Annotated in this window: 23 protein-coding genes; 12 read left to right on the top strand and 11 right to left on the bottom strand. The window is 30.3% G+C overall.

The window, feature by feature from the left end; genetic code table 11:
• Nucleotides 1-25: 25 nt before the first annotated feature.
• The 6 genes from hisD to ACKGJI_RS05400 are packed head-to-tail and all read right to left on the bottom strand — an operon-like array spanning nucleotide 26 to nucleotide 4,731.
• On the bottom strand, nucleotides 26-1,324 hold the full coding sequence (gene hisD, locus ACKGJI_RS05425) for a histidinol dehydrogenase (RefSeq protein WP_458701559.1): 1,299 nt from the start codon (nucleotides 1,322-1,324) through the stop codon (nucleotides 26-28).
• Complete coding sequence (locus ACKGJI_RS05420) at nucleotides 1,302-1,682, bottom strand: PIN domain-containing protein (protein WP_458701558.1); 381 nt, start codon at nucleotides 1,680-1,682, stop codon at nucleotides 1,302-1,304. Before ACKGJI_RS05420 ends, hisD begins: the two co-directional genes overlap by 23 nt.
• Complete coding sequence (locus tag ACKGJI_RS05415; RefSeq protein ID WP_458701557.1) at nucleotides 1,675-1,920, bottom strand: hypothetical protein; 246 nt, start codon at nucleotides 1,918-1,920, stop codon at nucleotides 1,675-1,677. The genes ACKGJI_RS05420 and ACKGJI_RS05415 overlap by 8 nt, the downstream gene beginning before the upstream one ends.
• A gap of 13 nt (nucleotides 1,921-1,933) precedes the next feature.
• Entirely contained in the window at nucleotides 1,934-2,806 is an 873-nt protein-coding gene (locus tag ACKGJI_RS05410) for a 1-aminocyclopropane-1-carboxylate deaminase/D-cysteine desulfhydrase (protein WP_458701556.1), read from the bottom strand.
• A 31-nt stretch (nucleotides 2,807-2,837) separates the two neighbouring features.
• Complete coding sequence (gene fbaA, locus ACKGJI_RS05405; RefSeq protein ID WP_458701555.1) at nucleotides 2,838-3,908, bottom strand: class II fructose-bisphosphate aldolase; 1,071 nt, start codon at nucleotides 3,906-3,908, stop codon at nucleotides 2,838-2,840.
• Between the two features lie 10 nt (nucleotides 3,909-3,918).
• Nucleotides 3,919-4,731: a peptidylprolyl isomerase gene (locus ACKGJI_RS05400; protein WP_458701554.1), complete on the bottom strand. Its 813-nt coding sequence runs from the start codon at nucleotides 4,729-4,731 to the stop codon at nucleotides 3,919-3,921.
• Nucleotides 4,732-4,914: 183 nt separating this feature from the next.
• Here ACKGJI_RS05400 and ACKGJI_RS05395 point away from each other — a divergent pair, with 183 nt between their 5' ends.
• From ACKGJI_RS05395 to nth, 3 genes are read left to right on the top strand one after another with little or no spacing between them, the layout of a single operon-like run.
• Nucleotides 4,915-5,175 carry an AbrB/MazE/SpoVT family DNA-binding domain-containing protein gene (locus tag ACKGJI_RS05395; protein WP_458701553.1) on the top strand — a complete coding sequence of 87 codons (261 nt, stop codon included), beginning with the start codon at nucleotides 4,915-4,917 and terminating at the stop codon, nucleotides 5,173-5,175.
• Entirely contained in the window at nucleotides 5,169-5,495 is a 327-nt protein-coding gene (locus ACKGJI_RS05390; RefSeq protein WP_458701552.1) for a type II toxin-antitoxin system PemK/MazF family toxin, read from the top strand. The genes ACKGJI_RS05395 and ACKGJI_RS05390 overlap by 7 nt, the downstream gene beginning before the upstream one ends.
• A gap of 18 nt (nucleotides 5,496-5,513) precedes the next feature.
• Nucleotides 5,514-6,158, top strand: coding sequence for an endonuclease III (gene nth, locus ACKGJI_RS05385; protein WP_458701551.1), 645 nt, complete (start codon nucleotides 5,514-5,516; stop codon nucleotides 6,156-6,158).
• 158 nt (nucleotides 6,159-6,316) lie between these two features.
• Here nth and ACKGJI_RS05380 read toward each other — a convergent pair whose 3' ends face one another.
• From ACKGJI_RS05380 to ACKGJI_RS05370, 3 genes are read right to left on the bottom strand one after another with little or no spacing between them, the layout of a single operon-like run.
• Nucleotides 6,317-7,006, bottom strand: a complete 690-nt coding sequence (locus ACKGJI_RS05380; protein WP_458701550.1) for a response regulator — start codon at nucleotides 7,004-7,006, stop codon at nucleotides 6,317-6,319.
• The gene (locus tag ACKGJI_RS05375) at nucleotides 7,006-7,569 is read right to left on the bottom strand and encodes a thioredoxin family protein (RefSeq protein WP_458701549.1); all 564 of its coding nucleotides are present in this window, start codon (nucleotides 7,567-7,569) and stop codon (nucleotides 7,006-7,008) included. Before ACKGJI_RS05375 ends, ACKGJI_RS05380 begins: the two co-directional genes overlap by 1 nt.
• Before the next feature lie 2 nt (nucleotides 7,570-7,571).
• A complete protein-coding gene (locus ACKGJI_RS05370; protein ID WP_458701548.1) occupies nucleotides 7,572-8,846 on the bottom strand; it encodes a zinc-binding metallopeptidase family protein in 1,275 nt (424 codons plus the stop codon).
• A gap of 47 nt (nucleotides 8,847-8,893) precedes the next feature.
• Between ACKGJI_RS05370 and ACKGJI_RS05365 the strand changes: the two genes are divergently transcribed.
• Genes ACKGJI_RS05365 through ACKGJI_RS05355 form a run of 3 tightly spaced genes read left to right on the top strand, consistent with a single transcriptional unit; the run spans nucleotide 8,894 to nucleotide 10,605 of the window.
• Nucleotides 8,894-9,148 carry a hypothetical protein gene (locus ACKGJI_RS05365; RefSeq protein WP_458701547.1) on the top strand — a complete coding sequence of 85 codons (255 nt, stop codon included), beginning with the start codon at nucleotides 8,894-8,896 and terminating at the stop codon, nucleotides 9,146-9,148.
• Nucleotides 9,135-10,034, top strand: coding sequence for a tRNA 5-methoxyuridine(34)/uridine 5-oxyacetic acid(34) synthase CmoB (cmoB, locus tag ACKGJI_RS05360; protein ID WP_458701546.1), 900 nt, complete (start codon nucleotides 9,135-9,137; stop codon nucleotides 10,032-10,034). Before ACKGJI_RS05365 ends, cmoB begins: the two co-directional genes overlap by 14 nt.
• A 40-nt stretch (nucleotides 10,035-10,074) precedes the next feature.
• Entirely contained in the window at nucleotides 10,075-10,605 is a 531-nt protein-coding gene (locus ACKGJI_RS05355; protein WP_458701545.1) for a PaaI family thioesterase, read from the top strand.
• On the opposite strand, the gene ACKGJI_RS05350 is transcribed toward ACKGJI_RS05355, so the two are convergent.
• On the bottom strand, nucleotides 10,606-11,199 hold the full coding sequence (locus ACKGJI_RS05350; RefSeq protein WP_458701544.1) for an MBL fold metallo-hydrolase: 594 nt from the start codon (nucleotides 11,197-11,199) through the stop codon (nucleotides 10,606-10,608).
• 213 nt (nucleotides 11,200-11,412) lie between these two features.
• On the opposite strand from ACKGJI_RS05350, the gene ACKGJI_RS05345 reads away from it, so the two are divergent.
• On the top strand, nucleotides 11,413-12,216 hold the full coding sequence (locus tag ACKGJI_RS05345) for an NAD+ synthase (protein WP_458701543.1): 804 nt from the start codon (nucleotides 11,413-11,415) through the stop codon (nucleotides 12,214-12,216).
• Between the two features lie 285 nt (nucleotides 12,217-12,501).
• Here ACKGJI_RS05345 and ACKGJI_RS05340 read toward each other — a convergent pair whose 3' ends face one another.
• A complete protein-coding gene (locus ACKGJI_RS05340; RefSeq protein ID WP_458701542.1) occupies nucleotides 12,502-13,731 on the bottom strand; it encodes an IS110 family RNA-guided transposase in 1,230 nt (409 codons plus the stop codon).
• Between the two features lie 287 nt (nucleotides 13,732-14,018).
• Between ACKGJI_RS05340 and ACKGJI_RS05335 the strand changes: the two genes are divergently transcribed.
• Genes ACKGJI_RS05335 through kdsB form a run of 5 tightly spaced genes read left to right on the top strand, consistent with a single transcriptional unit; the run spans nucleotide 14,019 to nucleotide 19,141 of the window.
• Entirely contained in the window at nucleotides 14,019-15,167 is a 1,149-nt protein-coding gene (locus ACKGJI_RS05335) for a DegT/DnrJ/EryC1/StrS family aminotransferase (RefSeq protein WP_458701541.1), read from the top strand.
• Nucleotides 15,160-16,077 carry a tetraacyldisaccharide 4'-kinase gene (locus ACKGJI_RS05330; protein WP_458701540.1) on the top strand — a complete coding sequence of 306 codons (918 nt, stop codon included), beginning with the start codon at nucleotides 15,160-15,162 and terminating at the stop codon, nucleotides 16,075-16,077. Before ACKGJI_RS05335 ends, ACKGJI_RS05330 begins: the two co-directional genes overlap by 8 nt.
• A gap of 28 nt (nucleotides 16,078-16,105) precedes the next feature.
• Nucleotides 16,106-16,957 carry an acetylglutamate kinase gene (gene argB, locus ACKGJI_RS05325; RefSeq protein WP_458701539.1) on the top strand — a complete coding sequence of 284 codons (852 nt, stop codon included), beginning with the start codon at nucleotides 16,106-16,108 and terminating at the stop codon, nucleotides 16,955-16,957.
• Between the two features lie 13 nt (nucleotides 16,958-16,970).
• Entirely contained in the window at nucleotides 16,971-18,443 is a 1,473-nt protein-coding gene (gene thrC / locus ACKGJI_RS05320; RefSeq protein ID WP_458701538.1) for a threonine synthase, read from the top strand.
• Entirely contained in the window at nucleotides 18,440-19,141 is a 702-nt protein-coding gene (gene kdsB, locus ACKGJI_RS05315; RefSeq protein WP_458701537.1) for a 3-deoxy-manno-octulosonate cytidylyltransferase, read from the top strand. The genes thrC and kdsB overlap by 4 nt, the downstream gene beginning before the upstream one ends.
• Nucleotides 19,142-19,162: the final 21 nt, after the last annotated feature.

The raw sequence follows: 19,162 nt of genomic DNA, 5'->3' as shown, positions 1-19,162 counted from the left end.
CTTTATATCGTCAACTAAGCCAAATTTATTTATCTGTACCCAATCTTTGCAATACAGAGTGCATATGAGCCGTTAAGCCTTCTGTTTTTGCCAGAAGAGCACACTCTTTTCCTATACTTTCAATACCACTTTTACTCATACTAATGACTGAGCTTTTTTTCATAAAACATTCAACTCCTAAAGGTGAGTAAAATTTAGCTGTTCCTCCAGTTGGTAAGGTATGATTTGGCCCAGCAATATAATCGCCAATTGGCTCAGGAGTGTATCTTCCCAGAAAAATTGCTCCAGCATGTTTGATTTTTGGAAGTAAATCAAATGGATTAACAGTTACAACTTCTAAGTGTTCTGGTGCAATTTTGTTCATAAGTACAATCGCTTCATCTATATCTTTAGTTATGATAATCGCCCCTCTATTTTCAATAGAAGTTCTTGCTATCTCTTTTCTCTCTAACTTCTCTAGCCACTCATCAATCTTATTTAAAGTTTCTTTTGCAATCTCTTCTGAAGTAGTTATCAAAATAGAACTCGCCATTTCGTCATGTTCTGCTTGAGATAGCAAATCAATAGCCAATAGATTAGCATCAGCTGTCTCATCAGCTAAAACTCCAATCTCGCTAGGACCAGCAATCATATCAATGTTTACTTCGCCAAAAACAAGCTTTTTTGCAGTTGCCACAAAGATATTTCCAGGTCCTGTTATGACATCCACTTTTGGTATGCTTTGCGTTCCAAAAGCCATAGCACCTATCGCACTTGCTCCACCAACTTTAAATGCTTTTTTAATTCCACATAGATGCATAGCAGCAAGTAATAGTTCGTTTAACTCATTGTTTGGTGCTGGTGTGCAAACTACTATCTCTTCAACTCCTGCAACAATTGCAGGAATTGCATTCATTAGCAAACTACTTGGATACGCAGCTTTTCCTCCAGGGATATAAAGCCCAGCTCTATCAACTGCACTTACTTTTTGACCTAAAATATTGCCATTCTTCTCATAATCTAGCCAAGAAGTTGGCCTTTGCTTTTCATGATAAGACTTTATCCTATCATAAGCAACTTGCAAAGCATTTTTCAAATCATCATCTAGATTTTCATACGCCTCTTTCATACTAGATGTCGAAATTTCCAAATCATTATCACTTTTTACTTCCCAGCCATCAAATTTTTCAATATGTCTTTTAATGGCTTCATTTTTATCTACTTTTATCTCATCTAGTATTGTTTGAACTATTTTTGAAACATTTTGGATATCCATATCCCCTCGTCTCAAAAGTTCACTAAATTCTTTATTAAAATTATTATCACTTGTTTTTATTAATTTCATCTTTTACACACCTATTTAATTTTTTATCAAATGTTGCAATTTCATCCTGCTTCGAATAAGCACACAAAATACAATCTACAAAATCTAAGTTTTTTGTTCTAAAAATTGACAAAGCTTTGTTAATAACTTTTTTGTTAGATACAAAAATATTATGAAAATTAATTAACTCAATAAGCTTTTCTGAAATATCTTGTTTTGATATTTTGTATACACCCATTAAAACATAGACTACTTCAGCTAATATTTTATTTGCAATAAATATGTCCTTGTTAACAATCAAATTCTCAGCAATATCTGACATTTTTTCATCATCATCTAACAAATATCTTAATATATAATTTGTATCAATTCTAATCATTATTATATTTTTCTACAATATGCATTTGCCAAGCATTTTTTTCTTTTTCAATATTAGCACTTTTAGAATACTTAGCAAAAACGCCTCTTAATGATTCTAAAGATTTTAAACTACTTTTCTCAAATTGATTTTGATTTTCAAGAGGAAACATAATAAATTCAATATCTTTACCAATATAACTAGTTGGCACATCAATAGTAATATTTGTATGTTCTGGTCTTACTACTTTTCTAATCATAAAAGTACTCCTTTTACCTTATTATACCATACTTACGCACATATCTAGCTAACATGGACTCATTTACTTTAATACCACCTTGATGAATGTAGATTGGAGTACCTTTTAGTTTTTCTACATGTAATAAAAATTTTTTCCAGCCAACTGCATCATACATCAAATCAAACTCAACACCCATCTCATTTTTAATCTCACTCCAAAGTTCATATAGCTCTAAATAAAGTTTTCCATAATGATACTTTTTAGGTGAGCTTAAAATAGTTGGATAATTTTTTTCGTTATTTTCTAACATACTCCACTGTTTTTTTAAGTATTCATCATCTCCAACAGTACTACATGTAAAAACTTTACAGTCTAAATATTTTTGCAAAAACAAAGATGTAGCTCCTGTTCCTGATGGTAAAAAAACATATGGATTTTTAATGTTCTGTTTTTTTATATCGTCTTTTAATTCTTCTGCTAGGATTTTAAGACCAAACTTAGCTTCTTTTTGTCTTCCACCTTCTTGAATCACCAATGTATCTTTATCGCTCAGTTTATTGGCTTCAAATGCTCTGTCTTTACTTTTGTATATTTTCATACCATTTTGCAAAGCATATTTATAATTTCCTACTGGATTTTGTTCCAAAAACTCTGGGATATGATCTGTAAAATAAATATACTCCCAACCTTTTAATTTTGCCAACACACTAAGCGAATACATAGCATTTGATTGGTTTGAGCCATAGCTCACAACCCTCTTTACATGTAAAAAGTCATTAACTAAAAAATAGTAAAATTTTCTAGCCTTATTACCAGAAAAATCCTTATCTAGTAAATCATCTCTTTTTACAAAAATCCTATGGTTTTTAAAACTATGAAGTTCAAATGGTGAGTTTTTATACATGTAGAAAAAGGAGTCAAAATGACTCCTTATATTAGTTTCTGTTTAAACAGTTTAAATCAGAAAAAGCACGCTCTAGTCTTGCTACAACTGCTTCTTCGCCACTTCTTAACCATTTTCTTGGATCATAATATTTTTTATTTGGCTGATCCTCGCCTTCTGGATTTCCAATTTGTCCTTGTAAGTAATCATGATATTTTTCGGCATACTCTTTAGTACCTTCCCAAAATGCCCACTGTGTATCAGTATCTATATTCATCTTAATAACACCATAAGAGATTGCTTCTCTTATATCACTTAGCTCACTTCCACTTCCACCATGAAATACAAAATTTACTGGTTTAGTGTCAGTTTTGAATTTTTCTTCTATATATTTTTGAGAATTATCCAAAATCTTAGGAGTCAAGTGAACATTTCCTGGTTTATAAACACCATGTACATTTCCAAAAGAAGCTGCAATCGTAAAGTTTGGACTAACTTCTAGTAATCTCTCATAAGCATATGCAACATCTTCAGGTTGAGTATAAAGTGCTGAGTTATCAAGATGAGTATTATCAACTCCATCTTCTTCACCACCAGTACATCCAAGCTCAATCTCTAAAGTTATACCAATCTTGCTCATTCTTTTTAGGTATTCAACACAAGTATCGATATTGTCTTTTAAATCTTCTTCAGATAAATCAATCATGTGTGAACTAAAAAGTGGCTTACCAGTAGTCTCAAAATGTTTTTCACTAGCTTCTAACAAAGCATCAATCCAAGGAAGTAGTTTTCTTGCAGCATGGTCAGTGTGTAAAATCACTGGCACACCATAAGCTTCTGCTAGAGTGTGTACATGTAGCGCCCCACTAATTGCACCTAAAACTCCAGCTTGTTCAGCTTTTAAGCCTTTTCCTTCATAAAAAGCAGCCCCTCCATTTGAGAATTGAATAATCACAGGAGAATTTACTTTTTTTGCAGATTCCAAAACAGCGTTGATTGAGTTTGTTCCTACTACATTAACAGCAGGCAGAGCATAACCCTCTTCTTTTGCTACTTGGAAAACTTTCTTAACATCATCACCAACTAAAACACCCGCCTTTACAACATCAAGAACTTTTGCCATAAATCAACCTTTATTTAATAACGATTTTTGCTTTTTTTCTTAATTCTTTTGCTCTTTTTGAAACTTTTTCACGGAATTTTTCCATTTTTAGGACATTTTGTATTTGTACTTTTACTTCATCTAATTTAACATGTCCACTATCTTTTTTATCTTCAACTAAAATAACATGGTAACCAAATTGAGTTTTTACAGGATTTTTTGTAATCTCACCTTTTTTAAGAGCAAATGCTGCTTCACTAAAAGATGGTACCATTTGTTTAGAGCTAAACCAACCAAGATCACCACCATTTGAGCCACTAGGTCCTGTTGATTTTGATTTTGCAAGTTCTATAAACTTTTTACTTAATGCCTCACCTTTTAAACCATTTAAATCTTTGATGATTGATTTTGCTTCATCTTCAGTTTTTACAACAATATGTCTTGCTTTTATAGTTGCTGGTTTTACAAATTTATCTTTATTTTTATCAAAATAATCTTTAATCTCTTTATCACTGACTTTAACATCTTTAAATACTTTTTTCATCCAAATTTCAAGCGCTAAATCACTCTTTACTTTTTCTAAAGCTTCTTTGTATTCTTTATCTTTAGTCACGCCCTCTTTAACAGCCAATTTTGATAGTAATTTTCTCTCAATAGCTTGATCGATTACAGCTTTTTGCTGCTCTTTTTGAAGATTTTCAAACTTTGCCCCTGGCATTGCTCTAAGTAGTGTTGCTACATCTTGGTCTGTAACATCCATGCCATCAACCGTAGCATAAACAGCAGCGTTTAAACTAACACCCATAGCAAGTGTTGCAATAGTACCTAAAATAACTTTTTTCATAAACATCCTTCATCAAATAAATTTTTGTAACATTTTACTAATGTTTCTATTAAAGTCGCATTATACTCCTTTTTATTAAATACTTTATTAACTTACCTTGTAGTAAAAAGATGATAATATTTATGCTAAATTTGAATTGACTTTTTTATGTAATTACAATATAATTACTAAAAGGAGTTTATGATGACAACACTCACAAAAATAGGAAACTCACAAGGAATTAGAATTCCTAAACCATTAATACAACAAGCTAATCTTGAAAATAAAAGTTTAGAACTAGAGGTTTTAGAAAATGGATTATTAATAAAACCTGTTAATAATTCTGATAGAAGCTTATGGAAAGAAAATATTGAAAATGTTATATCTAAACATAAAGAACTTAAAGATGAAGATGTTTTAGAAGACTTCCTTAATGATAATGATTTAGAAGACTGGCAATGGTAGTCGATATCAAAAGATTTGAAATATACTTGGTAAAGCTAAATCCTACAATTGGTTCTGAAATTCAAAAGACAAGACCATGTATTGTAGTTTCACCAAATGAACTAAATATTTTAAAAACTGTTATAGTTGCACCTATGACCTCTAAAGGTTTTGATTTTATATTTAGACCAAAAATAAAATTTCAAAATAAAAATGGGTTAGTGTTGCTAGATCAGATTAGAACAGTTGATAAAACTAGACTTGTAAAAAAACTAGGAGATGTTGATGAAATAACATCAAAAGAAATTTCAAAAATACTTGTAAGTATGTTTGAATTATAATACAAGGTTAAATTTTAAATGAAAAAAGCAACAAAAAAAGAGATTGAAGAAATAAAAAAAATATTTGTTGAAAAATACAAAGATGCAGTAACTGAGTTAAATTATAACAATTTATATGAACTTTTAATAGCAGTAATGCTCTCGGCTCAATGTACAGATAAAAGAGTCAACATCATAACCCCTGCACTTTTTGAGAAATACCCAAATGTACAAGCTTTAAGTAATGCTTCGCTTGATGATATTAAAGAATTGATAAAAAGTTGCTCTTTTTTTAACAACAAAGCAAAAAATCTTTTAAAAATGGCACAAAGTGTTGTTGAAAACTTTGATGGCAAAATACCACTTAATGAAAAAGATTTGATGAGTTTAGCAGGTGTTGGCCAAAAAACTGCTCATGTTGTTATGATTGAGTACAACAAGGCAAATTTGATGGCTGTTGATACTCATGTTTTTAGAGTTGCTCACAGGCTAGGATTAAGTGACGCAAATAGCGCTATAAAAACTGAAGAAGAACTAACAAAAAAATTTAAATCAGATCTTCATATACTACACCAAGCAATGGTACTTTTTGGAAGATATATATGTAAAGCAGTAAAACCAGAATGTGAAGATAAATGTTTCATGAAAGAGTATTGCAAAACGAAAAAGAGTTTTAAAGTATAATTAAAACTAGTTATAAATATAAATGAATATTCTTTTATTTTGGCACAAATTTAAAAAAAATGGCACAAAAACAACACAATTTTAATGTATAATTTTTATCAAGGAAGAGGGACTTTACACTTATCCACAATCCATAATCCGCTACCTCTTCCGACCTATTAATCCCTTAAAGTTTTTAATACATAACCTTTTGATGAGATATTTTGTAGTATATCATCTTCTAGTTTATCTCTTACTCTTCTAACCAAACTTCTAAGAGTTGATACTTGAACTTCTTCATATCTCCAAACATTTTTTATGATTTTATTGTACTCAATAACTCTGTTTACATGCTGTATCATAAATGAAAAAAACTTTTTTTCTCTCTTTGTAAGTTTAACAGGGCTTCCAAGATGTTTTAATTCATCTTTTTCTAAATCATAGCTATAGTTTTTACTAAGTTCAATGATCGCACCACTGTTTTTCTTTTGATCCTCTTTAAATCTTGAAAGAGCTATAAGGATAGTACTATTTAACTGGTTTTCATCTACTGGTTTTACTATGTATCCATAAGGCTTAGTTGAACCTGCTTTTTCCAGTGTAGTTTCATCACTGTATGAGCTTAAATAAATAACTGGAATCTGAAATTTTTGCTGGATTTCTTCGACAATTTCAGTTCCATCTTTGCTTCCATCTAAACAAATATCCATAAGAACTAAATGAGGTTTGTATTTTTCTACATACAAAAGCGCTTCATCAGTACTACTTGCAACCTCATCAACAATATATCCAAAATTCTCTAGAATGGATGAGATATCCATAGCTATGATAGTCTCATCCTCAACTAGTAATATATGAACATCTTTCATTAGCCAGTTACTGTATCAAGCCACTTTATAGAACAGCCTTGTGAAGGATACTGAACTTTTGGTGGTTCTTGCTTCCCAAATAAAGAAATTATTGCATCTCTTAAATACTCCTCTTTGACGCCTCTTTCATCATGCCAATGATCATCTAACTTACCATGATAATAAAGCTCTTCATTTTCATCAAAAACAAACATTTCTGGAGTACAAGCAGCACCTAAACTTCTAGCAACTTCTTGTTTTTCATCTATCAAATAAGGAAAGTCTATATCAAACTCTTTTATCTTATCTATCATATGAGCAGGAGAGTCTTCAGGATAATTTGGGTGGATATTTGGGTTAATTGCAACTGCATTAATATCTAGCTTTTTAGCAAATCTCACAACTTCTTTTAATCTATCCCAAATAGCATTTGAATAAGGACAGTGATTACACATAACTGCAATTATCATCCCACTTTTTCCAAAATTTTTCTTCGAATCAAATGTATTTCCATTTGGATCTTCTAAAATAAAATGCTCTAATTTTTTCCCTAATTCTAAATTTTTTGACTGAGTATATGCCATTTTTATAATTCCTTTAAAATATTTTCAACTACTGATGCAATCCTATCTACTGAATTCATATCACACTCTTCTCTTAGAGAGTGTGGAAATCTAATAGTTGGTCCAATTGAAACTGCTTCAATCTCTTTTTTTTGAGTGGCTATAAGTATACCACATTCTAAACCAGCATGAATAGCTTTGAAGTTTGCATCTTTATATATTTTATTCATATTGTTTTTTACAATATTGGCAAAATCTCCCACATTAGGAATCCAAGGAAGGTAAATATCACTTTGTTTAGTTTCACATCCAATCAAACTAAAAAAGCTTTCAATCTCACCTGCTAGAGTTATCAGGTCTGTATCTTTCATCGCCCTACAAGAACAATCAATTTTCAAGCTTTCATCTTCGATGCGTATAACTCCTAGATTAACACTAACCAAAGGTATCATAAACTCTTTATCATATGCTCTAATCCCACTAGCAAATGCATGTAAACTTTTTAAAATCAAGTTTCCATTTTTGATATATTTTTCTGCACTATCTATTTCTTTGATACTAAAACTTTCATCTACATGTAACTCTTCTTTACATGTAACAATGGCTTTTGCACTCTTTGGTATAGAATTTCTAAATTCTCCACCCTCAATAAAAACCAACTTAACTTCATGTTTTACTAACTCACCAGCTAAAAGTTTGATTGCATTTGGAATATTTTTATCAATATCCACTCCTGAATGTCCACCATCTAGTCCACTTATACTTACTTCATAAGTTTTTTCATCACTATTTGTTGTTTCATATTCTAATTTTAATTTAGATACAACATCAATACCACCAGCGCAACCTACATAAATATCTTTTTCTTCTTCTCCATCTAAGTTTAATAATTTATCTGATTGGATTTGAAACTCTAAATTTGAAGCTCCTATTAGGCCAACTTCTTCATCATTTGTAAATAAACACTCCAAATCATCATATTTTTCCATCATACTAAACATGATAGCCATTCCCATGCCATTATCAGCACCTAAACTTGAGTTTTTTGCTCTTAAGAGACCATCTTTTTCGATTAGTTCTATTGGGTTTACATCTCCTACACAAACCATATCATAATGAGATTGTAAACAAACCTTTGGTTTACCACTTGAACAAAGTACATTTCCTGCTTTATCAATCTCTACTTTATAACCAATTTTTTTTGCAAGTTCTACTATCTTATTTCTCATTTTTTCTGTTTTGAAGCTACATCTTGGCGTTGAAGCAATCAACTCAAAATACTCTCTTACACTACTCATAATCTTCCTTATACTTTTTTAACTTCTTTAATGTTATTATAATCCTTATGAAAAAAATATTAATTCTTATTTTACCATTTTTACTAAGTGGCTGTCTTTATGTAAATGATAGAGGGATAGATACTCACTATTACAATGATTGTAAAGAGTACTATGATGCAATGGGAGAGTATCATAAATCTTGTGATGAGAATCTCGTAGAATTTCAAGACATAAAAGATGGTACTAAAAAAGTATACAAAACTATAAAAGATAAATCAATCAAAATTTACAAAGATATAAACAGTAATGAATCTAGATGAAATTAGAAAAGAAAAAGAAAAATGCTTTAGTTGGAAAGACAACAAAGTAAGAAAAGCCATAGTAGACAATCTTCCAAATATTCAAAATTGTGAGTTAAAAATAGAAGATTCCATAACTCTTACATGTAAAGACTTAGATGCTTCAACACTAGAGCAAATTCACAATAGTGCTCTTGGACTTAGACCTTGGAGAAAGGGGCCTTTTAAGGTTTTTGATACATTTATAGATACTGAGTGGAAAAGCTTTATCAAATACAATCTGATTAAACCATATTTTAATCTAGAAGATAAAATAGTTGGTGATATTGGATGTAATAATGGATACTATCTTTTTAGGATGCTAGAAGAAAATCCAAAAAAATTGGTTGGATTTGATCCTAGCGCTCTTTGTAAAATGCAATTTGATTTTATAAACCATTTTGCAAAAACTCCTATAAGATTTGAAATGCTTGGAGTTGAGCATTTACCTTACTTTGAACACAAATTTGATGTTTTATTTTGCTTGGGAGTTCTTTATCATAGACCAAATCCTGTTCAAACTTTAAAAGATTTATACAATTCACTAAATAAAAATGGTGAAGTGATAATAGATACATTTATGATTGATGGAGATGAGCCTTATGCTTTGTGTCCAGGTAAAACTTACTCCAAAATTCCAAATGTATACTTTGTACCAACTATAAAAGCACTGCAAAACTGGTCAATAAAAGCTAAATTTTCAGACTTTGAACTTTTAGAAATTAAAAAAACTGAGTTAAATGAGCAAAGAAGAACAGATTGGATATTAGGAGAGAGTTTAAATGACTTTTTAGATCCAAATAATCCTGATTTAACTATTGAAGGCTACCCTGCTCCAAAAAGAGCATATGTTAAACTCAAAAAATAATTTACCGATATAATAGACAAAAGATAAATAAGGCAGTTTCATGGCTGAAAATGAAGAACAAACTCAAGAAGAACAAGGACTAGTAGAAGAAGACTTTTCGCATGAATTCGAGGATGAAGAAGAAGTAGCTCTTGTAGAAGTAGATGAAAATAAAGAAAATCTAAAAACTCATAACAAAATAAATTCTAGCCTTTGTGGAACAATTATAAGCCTTGATTCTGGATATGCAAAAACAACTCTTCAAACAACAAAAGAGATGATAGTAGATGAACTAGGCTTAATTCATAGTGGTTTTATATTTGGTGCTGCTGATTTTGCAGCTGCAGCTTCAGTAAATGAAGAAAATATTGTAATCATTGGAGCTAAAACAAAATTTATGGCTCCTACAAAACTTGGTGATTTAATAACATTTGAAGCAAGAGCAAAATTTGAAGATGCTAGAAAAAGAGAGATTAAAGTAATCGCTCACATAAATGAAATCAAAGTTTTTGAGGGCATATTTCAAGCTATAGTATTAGAACAACATATCTTCAAAACAAATATCAAAAATGCACATAGAAGTTTTCAATAATTAAATCATATTTAACCACATAGGAAGAATTCTTTTTTCAGCTTCACTACTAGTTGGCTCTCCATGTCCTGGATATATAGTGTAATTTTCTTTTATATTTAAAAATTTATTGATACTTTTTTTCATATCATTAGGGCTACTATATGGAAAATCAACTCTTCCAATAGAATTTTTGAATATAAAATCCCCACTAAAAAAACTATTTTCTATGACAATTGCGCTACATCCTGGTGTGTGCCCTGGAAAATGTAAATATTTTATCTTTACACCATCACAGTCAAATTCTTGATCACCTTGAACTAAAACATCAGGATTAGATGGAGGTGTTCCTTGATCAAAAGGATCATCTTTTAACATAAATTCATCTTCAATTGGTACATAAAGAGGAACTTTTAGTAATTCTTGGAGTTCGGCATTTGACCAAACATGATCAAAGTGTCCATGAGTATTTAAAATTGCATATGGATTTTTAACATTTTGCAAAACCCAATTAGTTGCACCAACTCCTGGGTCAATTATGAATTCTTTATTGTCAATTTCTACTATGTAACAATTTGTTTGGTACATCCCCATTGGTTGAGCTTTAATGTTCATTTAACTGTCTCCTTTTTACTGAACGAAGTCCAGTAAAAATTCCTCTCACTGAAGCACGAAACAAAGTTTCTGTATATCATTACTGTCTCCGTTTTACTATATATGATAGTACATTAAAAGAACTAAATCTTAAATAAAACAATTACATTTAAAAGAAAAATTTAATATTTTCTTTAGTATAATGACCTCAATCCAAAAGTGTAAAGAAATTTAGTGAAAAAATACGAACTAATTGAAAATTATCTTATAAAATTTCTGCAAGATGAAGTTTATAAAACTGGTCTAAAAAGTGTAATATTAGGGCTTAGTGGTGGAATTGATTCAGCTGTAGTTGCAGTCCTAGCAAAAAAAGCATTTGATGATAACATGAGTGCTGTTATGCTTCCTAGTTCTAGCTCTTCAAAATCAAGTCTTGATGATGCTACAGAGTTAGCAAAAAAGTTTGATATTGCAACACAAACTGTCTTTATAGGTGATATAGTAGATAATTACTTTAAAGGTAAAGAAAAAACAAATCTGAGAGTTGGAAACTTTAGCGCAAGAATTAGAATGTCAGTTTTATATGATTTATCTGCAAAACATAATGCACTGGTACTAGGAACTAGTAATAAAAGTGAGCTTTTACTTGGGTATGGAACACTTTTTGGAGATTTAGCAAGTGCTATAAATCCTATTGGCGATATGTATAAAAGTGAAATTTTTGAATTTGCTGAATTTTTAGGTGTACCAAAGAGTATTATAAACAAACCACCCTCAGCTGATCTTTGGGAAGGTCAAAGTGACGAAGAAGAGCTTGGGTATAGTTATGCTACTATTGATAAGGCATTAAAAGCTTATGTTGATGAGCGTTTAAGTAAAGAAGAAATGTTAGAAGCTGGTTTTGATGAAAATCTTTGTGATTTAATCATCAAAAAGATTTATCAAAATCAATTCAAAAGAAAACTACCAATCATCGCAAAATTAGGATATAGAACAATTGGACATGATTTTTTATATCCTCGCGATATCAAAATGTAAAAGCAATCCTATAAAGAATAGCTTAAACGAAAGGTAAAATTTAAAAAAGACAATAGTATATTAACAGTGAAATTTTAAAGAACATAGCAAGAGATTTTTTCTTGCTAATGTTTGATTTTTGAAACACTCATTTTAGGTAAGTATCTAGAATTTTACTAGAGTGCTTTGATAATCAAACACTAAAAATGTTTGGTTTGACAATGGTATGGTTGAGACACTATGTGGCTCAATGTTTATTTGCCAAGTTCTATTACAACTTATTGTTAAATAGTTGAATGATAAAGATCAAGATGTGACGAATACCCTTTGTGGGTTATAGGCAACATTATTTTTGTAAATAGCTAAAATGATATGAGCAAGTTTTCTAGCAACTATAACAACAGCTTCTTTTTTAACTCTTCCAGAAGAGACTTTGTCGTAGAAGAGTTTATTAAGCTCTTTGTTGTGTCTAATACTAGCAATGGCAGCTTGGTAGAGTGCTTTTTTGGCTAGCTTGGCTCCACGCTTTGCAATTGGTCCATGAACTGTTTTATTGCCTGATTGCTCTAGTGTTGGATAAAGACCAAGATAACCTATGAAACTGTTTTGATTGGTAAATCTAGATAGATCACCACATTCACTCATAAGGGCAAAGATGGTTTTATCAGATACTCCAGGTATGGTTCTGAGATTATCAATGATATTCATAACCTCTTGCTCTTCATTTGCATCAAGCTTTGGTTGTTGATTAAAAAGAGCTAACATTTGAGTTTCACATTGCTCAATCTCATTGTTGATAAATTTGATTTGTCTAATATGAGATAGAATCACAAATGCTCTCTCATCAACACCATTGCCTTGATAGATAGAGTGCTTAGCTAACTCTAAAAGCTTTGTAGCTTTATTTTCATTGAAATTATTGCCCTTGATGCCTCTAAAAGTTTTAAGTATTCTATCTACACTAGCATGATGATAGTGCTTTGCTGTTGGATATTTTTCAAGCAGTGCAAGTCCAGTAACATTAAATGGATCTTTGATCACTTGTTCCATCTCTGGAAATACAACTGCAAGAAGAGTACTTACTTGTCGTTTATGTTTTTTTAGTTCATCCTGTAAGCTAGACTTATGTCTATACAAAGATTTAATACTTTGATATGAGTCTTCACTTACATACGCTTTGGAATATCTACCTGATTTTATCAAAGCTGCAATCATTAGTGCATCTATGTTGTCATTTTTAACTTTCTTCATTGTATCCATTTCTCTGAATCTATTTGTTTGATAGGGATTAAGTAATACTACCTTAAACCCCTTTGCTTTCAAATAAAGATAGAGATTTTCAAAGAATAGCCCAGTGGCTTCCATGGCAATAGTGAAGTTTGATATTTCATCAATAGATGATAGAAGCAAGAATAACTTTTCAAACCCTTCTTCATCATTGTTTAATTTTAAAGTATTTAATACTTTATCACTTTCAATACTAAGCACTGCTGCGACATGAAAACTTTTTGCTATATCTATTCCTACGAAATACATGACTGATCCTTTTATGTCTAACTTTTTCTTACAGCCTCGTAACGATAGAAGATTAGAAATAAATTCTATCTTTGCATCCTATATGTAAGTTACTTTAGTTAAACGCAGTATGCTTTCTTTGAAGATACAAGTTCATAAGGAAAAAAGACTGTCATTCAACTCTTTAACTGTAAGTTGTTTTAGATGTTGGTAAAACTAATAAAACTTTACCAAAGTCTAAATGATTATCAAATTACTACTCTAAATTGATCTAGTAACTTGATAAATTTATTATACGAGGAAATATTATGCATCTACCAAAGAAAGAGATACCATTTTTTAAACCATTGATTGATCATGAAGAAAAAGCATTAATCAATGAAGTACTTGAAATGAAAGATGACACTTCTAGAGTGGAAGAATTAGAAAATAAATTTTCAAAATACATAGGATGTGAATATTCTGTATCTACATGTAACAGTACAGCTGCTATGCATCTTGCAATGTGTGCTTTGGATTTAAAGCGTGGAGATAAAATCATATGTTCAGTTAATTCTTTTCCTTCAGTTGCTGAAGTAGTTAGACATTTTGATGCTGAACCAATTTTTGTTGATATTGATAAAGATGATTTTAATATGGATGTGGTTGAGCTTGAAAAAGTTTTGGAAAAAAGTAATCATAAAAAATTAAAAGGTATTTTTGTAACACATGTTGCAGGACAAGTTGCTAAACTAGATAAGATTTATGAATTAGCAAAAATTTATGGTGTAAAAGTTATAGAAGATGCAACTTGTGCGATGGGTTTAACTTACAATGGAAAAAGAATTGGCTCAACTGGTGCTGATATAACTGTTTTTAGATTTTCACCTCAAACAAAAAATGCAATTGCTAGTGGTGGAGTGATGGTAACTGACAATGAAGAGTTAATGCAAAGAGCAAAACTTTTAAGAAACCATGCTATTGTAAGTGATGGATGGGATAGATATAGTAACTTAGGTTATGTTTATGATGTAGTTGATATAGGACTAAAATATGATTTAAATGAATTAAATGCAGCATTTTCCATAGCTCAACTAAAGAAAAATGATGATTTTACAAAAAGAAGATTAGAAATTGCTGATATTTACAACACTGAACTAGAAGATTGTCCTCATATATCAACGCCAATAAAAGTGAGTGAACATATATATCATGAATATATAATTAAAGTAGATAAAAACCGTGATGGTTTTGCTAAAGAGTTAAGAGAAAATGGAATCTTTACAGCACTTCACTATATACCGCTTCATTTACTAAGCTATTATAAGCACAAATATAATCTAAGAGTAAATGACTTTCCAAATGCACTTATAAATTATCAACAAATACTCTCACTTCCTATTTATCCAGGATTGAGTTCTAAAGATGTTGTTTATATAAGTAAAAAGATAAAAGAGATTGCTAAAAACCGTGTCTAAAAGACAAAAAATTATACTTTGGATAGAAAACTATCTTTTCTATCCAAACTCCTTTTTACACAATTTTTTAGCATTTTTACTACTTCCAATCAGCCTAATATATTGTATCATTGTTATATCAAAAAGGCTTATGTCAAAAAAAATTGATTTTAAAATACCAATTATAAGTATTGGTAATTTAACAATTGGAGGCAATGGAAAAACTCCTTTTTTAATTTCCTTAGCAAAAAATTACGAAAGCGTAGCCATAATACTAAGAGGTTATGGAAGAAATTCAAAAGGCTTACATGTAGTTACTAAAGAAACTCCTGTGGATATAAGTGGAGATGAAGCAAAACTATATACAAATGCCCTTAGCAATGCAATAGTAATTGTTAGTGAAGATAGAAGCAAGGCTATACTAAAAGCAATAAAGATGGGCTGTAAAATTATCTTTTTAGATGATGGTTTTTCTAAATCTTTTATAAAAAAATTTGATGTTTTAATTCGCCCAAAAATTGAGCCAAAGCTTCCATTTTGCCTACCTAGTGGAGCTTATAGAGAGCCTAAGTTCCTTTATAATAGTGCAAATTTGGTTGTTAGAGAGAGTGATGATTTTAAAAGAGTAGTTACAATCAAAAATGAAACGAAAAACATGATTTTAGTAACAGCTATTTCAAAACCACAAAGGCTTGATGAGTATCTGCCTAAAGTAAAAGCAAAAATATATTTTGAAGATCATTACATGTACAAAAAAGAAGAGTTATTGGAGCTAATACAAAAATATAAAGCAAGCTCGATTTTAACTACTTCAAAAGACGAAGTAAAGATGAGAGATTTTAATCTTCCTCTTTCAATTTTAGATCTACATGTAGATATTAATCCTAATATCAAAAATAAAATAAACGAATATTTATACAATTTTAGATAAAATGCACCCTCTTTAAGGAGAAAAGCAAATGATTAAAAAGATAGAACAAGCAAAAATACTGCTAGATGCTCTACCATACATAAAAAATTTTAGAAAAAAAATAATAGTTATAAAATATGGTGGCTCAGCACAGATAAATCCAGTTTTAAAAGACAAATTTGCACAAGATATAATTCTGCTTTATTTAGTAGGAATGAAACCAGTCATTATCCATGGTGGTGGTAAAAAAATCAACACTTTACTTGATAAATTAGAAGTTCAAAGTGAATTTGTAGATGGACTAAGAGTTACAAGTGAACAGGTAATGGAAGTAGTTGAAATGGTTTTGAGTGGAAACATAAACAAAGAGATAACTACACTGTTAAATCATCATGGTGGAAAAGCTATTGGGATAAGTGGGAAAGATTCAAATTTTATAAAGGCAAAACCTTTAAATGATGGCAAATACGGCTTAGTCGGTAAAATAAATAAAATAGATAAAAAAGTCATAAAAAACCTACTAAAAGAAAAATTTATCCCTGTAATTGCTCCAATAGCTGCAGGAGATAATGAAACTCATCCTGGATATAATATCAATGCAGATTTGTGCGCTAGTAAGGTTGCAGCTTCAATAAAGGCTGAGAAAATTCTATTTTTAACTGATACTAAAGGCATACTAAATAAAGATGGAGAGCTAATTACAAAGCTTAATCAAAAAGATGTTGAAGATTTAAAAGAAAATGGAACAATAACTGGTGGAATGTTACCAAAAGTAGATGCTTGTTTAGAAGCAATTAATGGTGGTGTAAAAAGTGCTCAAATCATTGATGGAAGAGTTGAGCATTCTATTTTGCTTGAGCTTTTTACAAGCGAAGGTATTGGAACAATCATAGAAAAATAATTAGGATAGAAATATGTTTATAGAAACAAGAGGAAATGATGGAGTAAAAGCAAAAGAAGTTGAATTTTCTTATGCAATTATGAATCCAAGTGCTAGTTTTGGTGGACTTTATGTACCAAAGGAATTACCTAAGATAGATTTAGAATTTTTAGCTCTTGCTACAAAGAAAAGTTACAAAGAGATAACTCTTGATATATTAAAACTTTTTAAGATTGATATAGAAGAGAGTGTTTTAAAAGAAGCAATTGATTTATATGATAAGTTTGATAATCAAACTGAGCCTGTACCTTTAGCTCAAATAAGAAATGATTTATTTGTAAATGAGCTATATCATGGACCAACTAGAGCTTTTAAAGATATGGCGCTTCAGCCTTTTGGTCATATACTTTCAAACTTAGCAAAAAAACAAAAACAAAACTACCTAATTTTGGCTGCAACTAGTGGAGATACTGGTCCAGCAACTCTTGATACTTTTTCAAACAAAGAAAATATAAAAGTTGCATGTCTATATCCAGATGGCGGAACAAGTGATGTTCAAAGACTACAAATGGTTAGTGAAGCTGGTAAAAACTTAAAGGTTATAGGGATAAAAGGTAACTTTGATGATGCTCAAAGTGCTTTAAAATCACTTCTAGCAAGTAATACATTTAAAGAAGAATTAGAAAAAAATGATATTAAATTAAGTGCAGCAAACTCTGTTAATTTTGGAAGAATTATTTTTCAAATTGTTTATCATGTATATGCTTATATAAAGTTAGTAAAACAAAATAAAATCTCCTTAGGAGAGAGTATTTATCACATCGTTCCTAGTGGAAACTTTGGTAATGCACTTGGTGCTTATTATGCTAAAAAAATGGGAGTACCGATTGAAAAAATCCTAATTGCATCAAATATAAACAATATTTTAACTGATTTAATTACAAAAGGTGAGTATGACTTAAGAGATAGAGAGTTACTTTTAACTACAAGTCCAGCTATGGATATACTTATATCTTCAAATGTTGAGAGGGTTTTATTTGATAAGTATGGAAGCGATAGAACAAAAGAGTTAATGCAAGAATTAGCTAAAAATAAAGTGTATAAATTAACTCAAAATGAATTAAAAGAATTACAAAAAGATTTTAGTGCAGTTTATTGTGATGATGATTTTGCAAAAGAAACTATCAAAGAATTTGCACTTGAGGGTTATGTGATGGATCCTCACACTGCTACTTGTCTTAAAGCGTATAATGAATTAAAAGAAAAAAATATACCTTGTGTTATGTGCTCAACTGCTGAATGGACTAAATTTGCTCCAACAATGCTAAATGCAATCAAACAAGATGACAAAAAATATAGTGATAAAGAAGCACTTGAAGAGTTTTCCAAAGCTTTACATGTAAAGATACCTGATTGTATAAATGAGCTATTTGAAAAAGAAGTTTTGCATGATAAAGTTGTAGACAAAAAGAATATTGAAAAAGAAATCTTGGAGTTTATCAAATGATAATAATCCCAGCAAGACTTGCTTCAAGTAGATTTCCAAATAAAATATTAGCAAATATAAATGGCTATCCTATGGTAATTGCAACTGCTAATAGAGTTAAAAATTTGGACAAAGTTTTAATTGCAACTGATAGCAAAGAAGTTTTAAATATCGCAAATGATTATGGATTTGAAGCAGTTTTAACTAGTACAGAACACAAAAGCGGTACAGATAGAATCAATGAAGCTACAAATAAACTACATGTAGAAGAAAATGAAGTCATAGTAAATGTTCAAGCGGATGAGCCATTTATTGAGCCTGAAGTTGTAAAAGCTGTAATTGATAGAGTAAAAGTTGGTAATTGCTTTATGGTAAGCTGTTATAAACTAATAGATAAAACTTTTGCAACTGATCCAAATCATGTAAAAGTGATAACTGATTGTAATAACAATGCAATTTATTTTTCAAGAAGTAAAATCCCATATGATAGAGAAGAACACAACAGCTATTTTGGGCATTTAGGAATTTATGGATTTACTAAAAAAACTTTAAATGAATTTTGCAAACTTCCAAATTCTCCTCTTGAAGATATAGAAAAACTTGAACAACTAAGAGCAATTTATCATGGCAAAAAAATTGCGATGGTAGAAGTTAAAAGTCAAAGCTTTGGAATTGACACAAAAGAAGATTTACAAAGAGCTTTAAAAATTTTTATTTAAAATGGTGGAGTATCTTTAGGT

This window comes from Sulfurospirillum sp. 1307 (genome assembly GCF_054408545.1).
This window is presented reverse-complemented; position numbering and strand designations above follow the sequence as displayed.

What these genes read in the sequence shown, in the direction of transcription:
- ACKGJI_RS05370 (WP_458701548.1), bottom strand. Translation starts at nt 8,846, where the DNA reads ATGAGTAGTGTAAGAGAGTATTTTGAGTTGATTGCTTCAACGCCAAGA.
- ACKGJI_RS05410 (WP_458701556.1), bottom strand. Translation starts at nt 2,806, where the DNA reads ATGTATAAAAACTCACCATTTGAACTTCATAGTTTTAAAAACCATAGG.
- ACKGJI_RS05420 (WP_458701558.1), bottom strand. Translation starts at nt 1,682, where the DNA reads ATGATTAGAATTGATACAAATTATATATTAAGATATTTGTTAGATGAT.
- fbaA (WP_458701555.1), bottom strand. Translation starts at nt 3,908, where the DNA reads ATGGCAAAAGTTCTTGATGTTGTAAAGGCGGGTGTTTTAGTTGGTGAT.
- ACKGJI_RS05390 (WP_458701552.1), top strand. Translation starts at nt 5,169, where the DNA reads ATGGTAGTCGATATCAAAAGATTTGAAATATACTTGGTAAAGCTAAAT.
- thrC (WP_458701538.1), top strand. Translation starts at nt 16,971, where the DNA reads ATGTTTATAGAAACAAGAGGAAATGATGGAGTAAAAGCAAAAGAAGTT.
- argB (WP_458701539.1), top strand. Translation starts at nt 16,106, where the DNA reads ATGATTAAAAAGATAGAACAAGCAAAAATACTGCTAGATGCTCTACCA.
- ACKGJI_RS05400 (WP_458701554.1), bottom strand. Translation starts at nt 4,731, where the DNA reads ATGAAAAAAGTTATTTTAGGTACTATTGCAACACTTGCTATGGGTGTT.
- ACKGJI_RS05365 (WP_458701547.1), top strand. Translation starts at nt 8,894, where the DNA reads ATGAAAAAAATATTAATTCTTATTTTACCATTTTTACTAAGTGGCTGT.
- ACKGJI_RS05355 (WP_458701545.1), top strand. Translation starts at nt 10,075, where the DNA reads ATGGCTGAAAATGAAGAACAAACTCAAGAAGAACAAGGACTAGTAGAA.
- hisD (WP_458701559.1), bottom strand. Translation starts at nt 1,324, where the DNA reads ATGAAATTAATAAAAACAAGTGATAATAATTTTAATAAAGAATTTAGT.
- kdsB (WP_458701537.1), top strand. Translation starts at nt 18,440, where the DNA reads ATGATAATAATCCCAGCAAGACTTGCTTCAAGTAGATTTCCAAATAAA.
- cmoB (WP_458701546.1), top strand. Translation starts at nt 9,135, where the DNA reads ATGAATCTAGATGAAATTAGAAAAGAAAAAGAAAAATGCTTTAGTTGG.
- nth (WP_458701551.1), top strand. Translation starts at nt 5,514, where the DNA reads ATGAAAAAAGCAACAAAAAAAGAGATTGAAGAAATAAAAAAAATATTT.
- ACKGJI_RS05415 (WP_458701557.1), bottom strand. Translation starts at nt 1,920, where the DNA reads ATGATTAGAAAAGTAGTAAGACCAGAACATACAAATATTACTATTGAT.
- ACKGJI_RS05340 (WP_458701542.1), bottom strand. Translation starts at nt 13,731, where the DNA reads ATGTATTTCGTAGGAATAGATATAGCAAAAAGTTTTCATGTCGCAGCA.
- ACKGJI_RS05375 (WP_458701549.1), bottom strand. Translation starts at nt 7,569, where the DNA reads ATGGCATATACTCAGTCAAAAAATTTAGAATTAGGGAAAAAATTAGAG.
- ACKGJI_RS05335 (WP_458701541.1), top strand. Translation starts at nt 14,019, where the DNA reads ATGCATCTACCAAAGAAAGAGATACCATTTTTTAAACCATTGATTGAT.
- ACKGJI_RS05380 (WP_458701550.1), bottom strand. Translation starts at nt 7,006, where the DNA reads ATGAAAGATGTTCATATATTACTAGTTGAGGATGAGACTATCATAGCT.
- ACKGJI_RS05395 (WP_458701553.1), top strand. Translation starts at nt 4,915, where the DNA reads ATGACAACACTCACAAAAATAGGAAACTCACAAGGAATTAGAATTCCT.
- ACKGJI_RS05350 (WP_458701544.1), bottom strand. Translation starts at nt 11,199, where the DNA reads ATGAACATTAAAGCTCAACCAATGGGGATGTACCAAACAAATTGTTAC.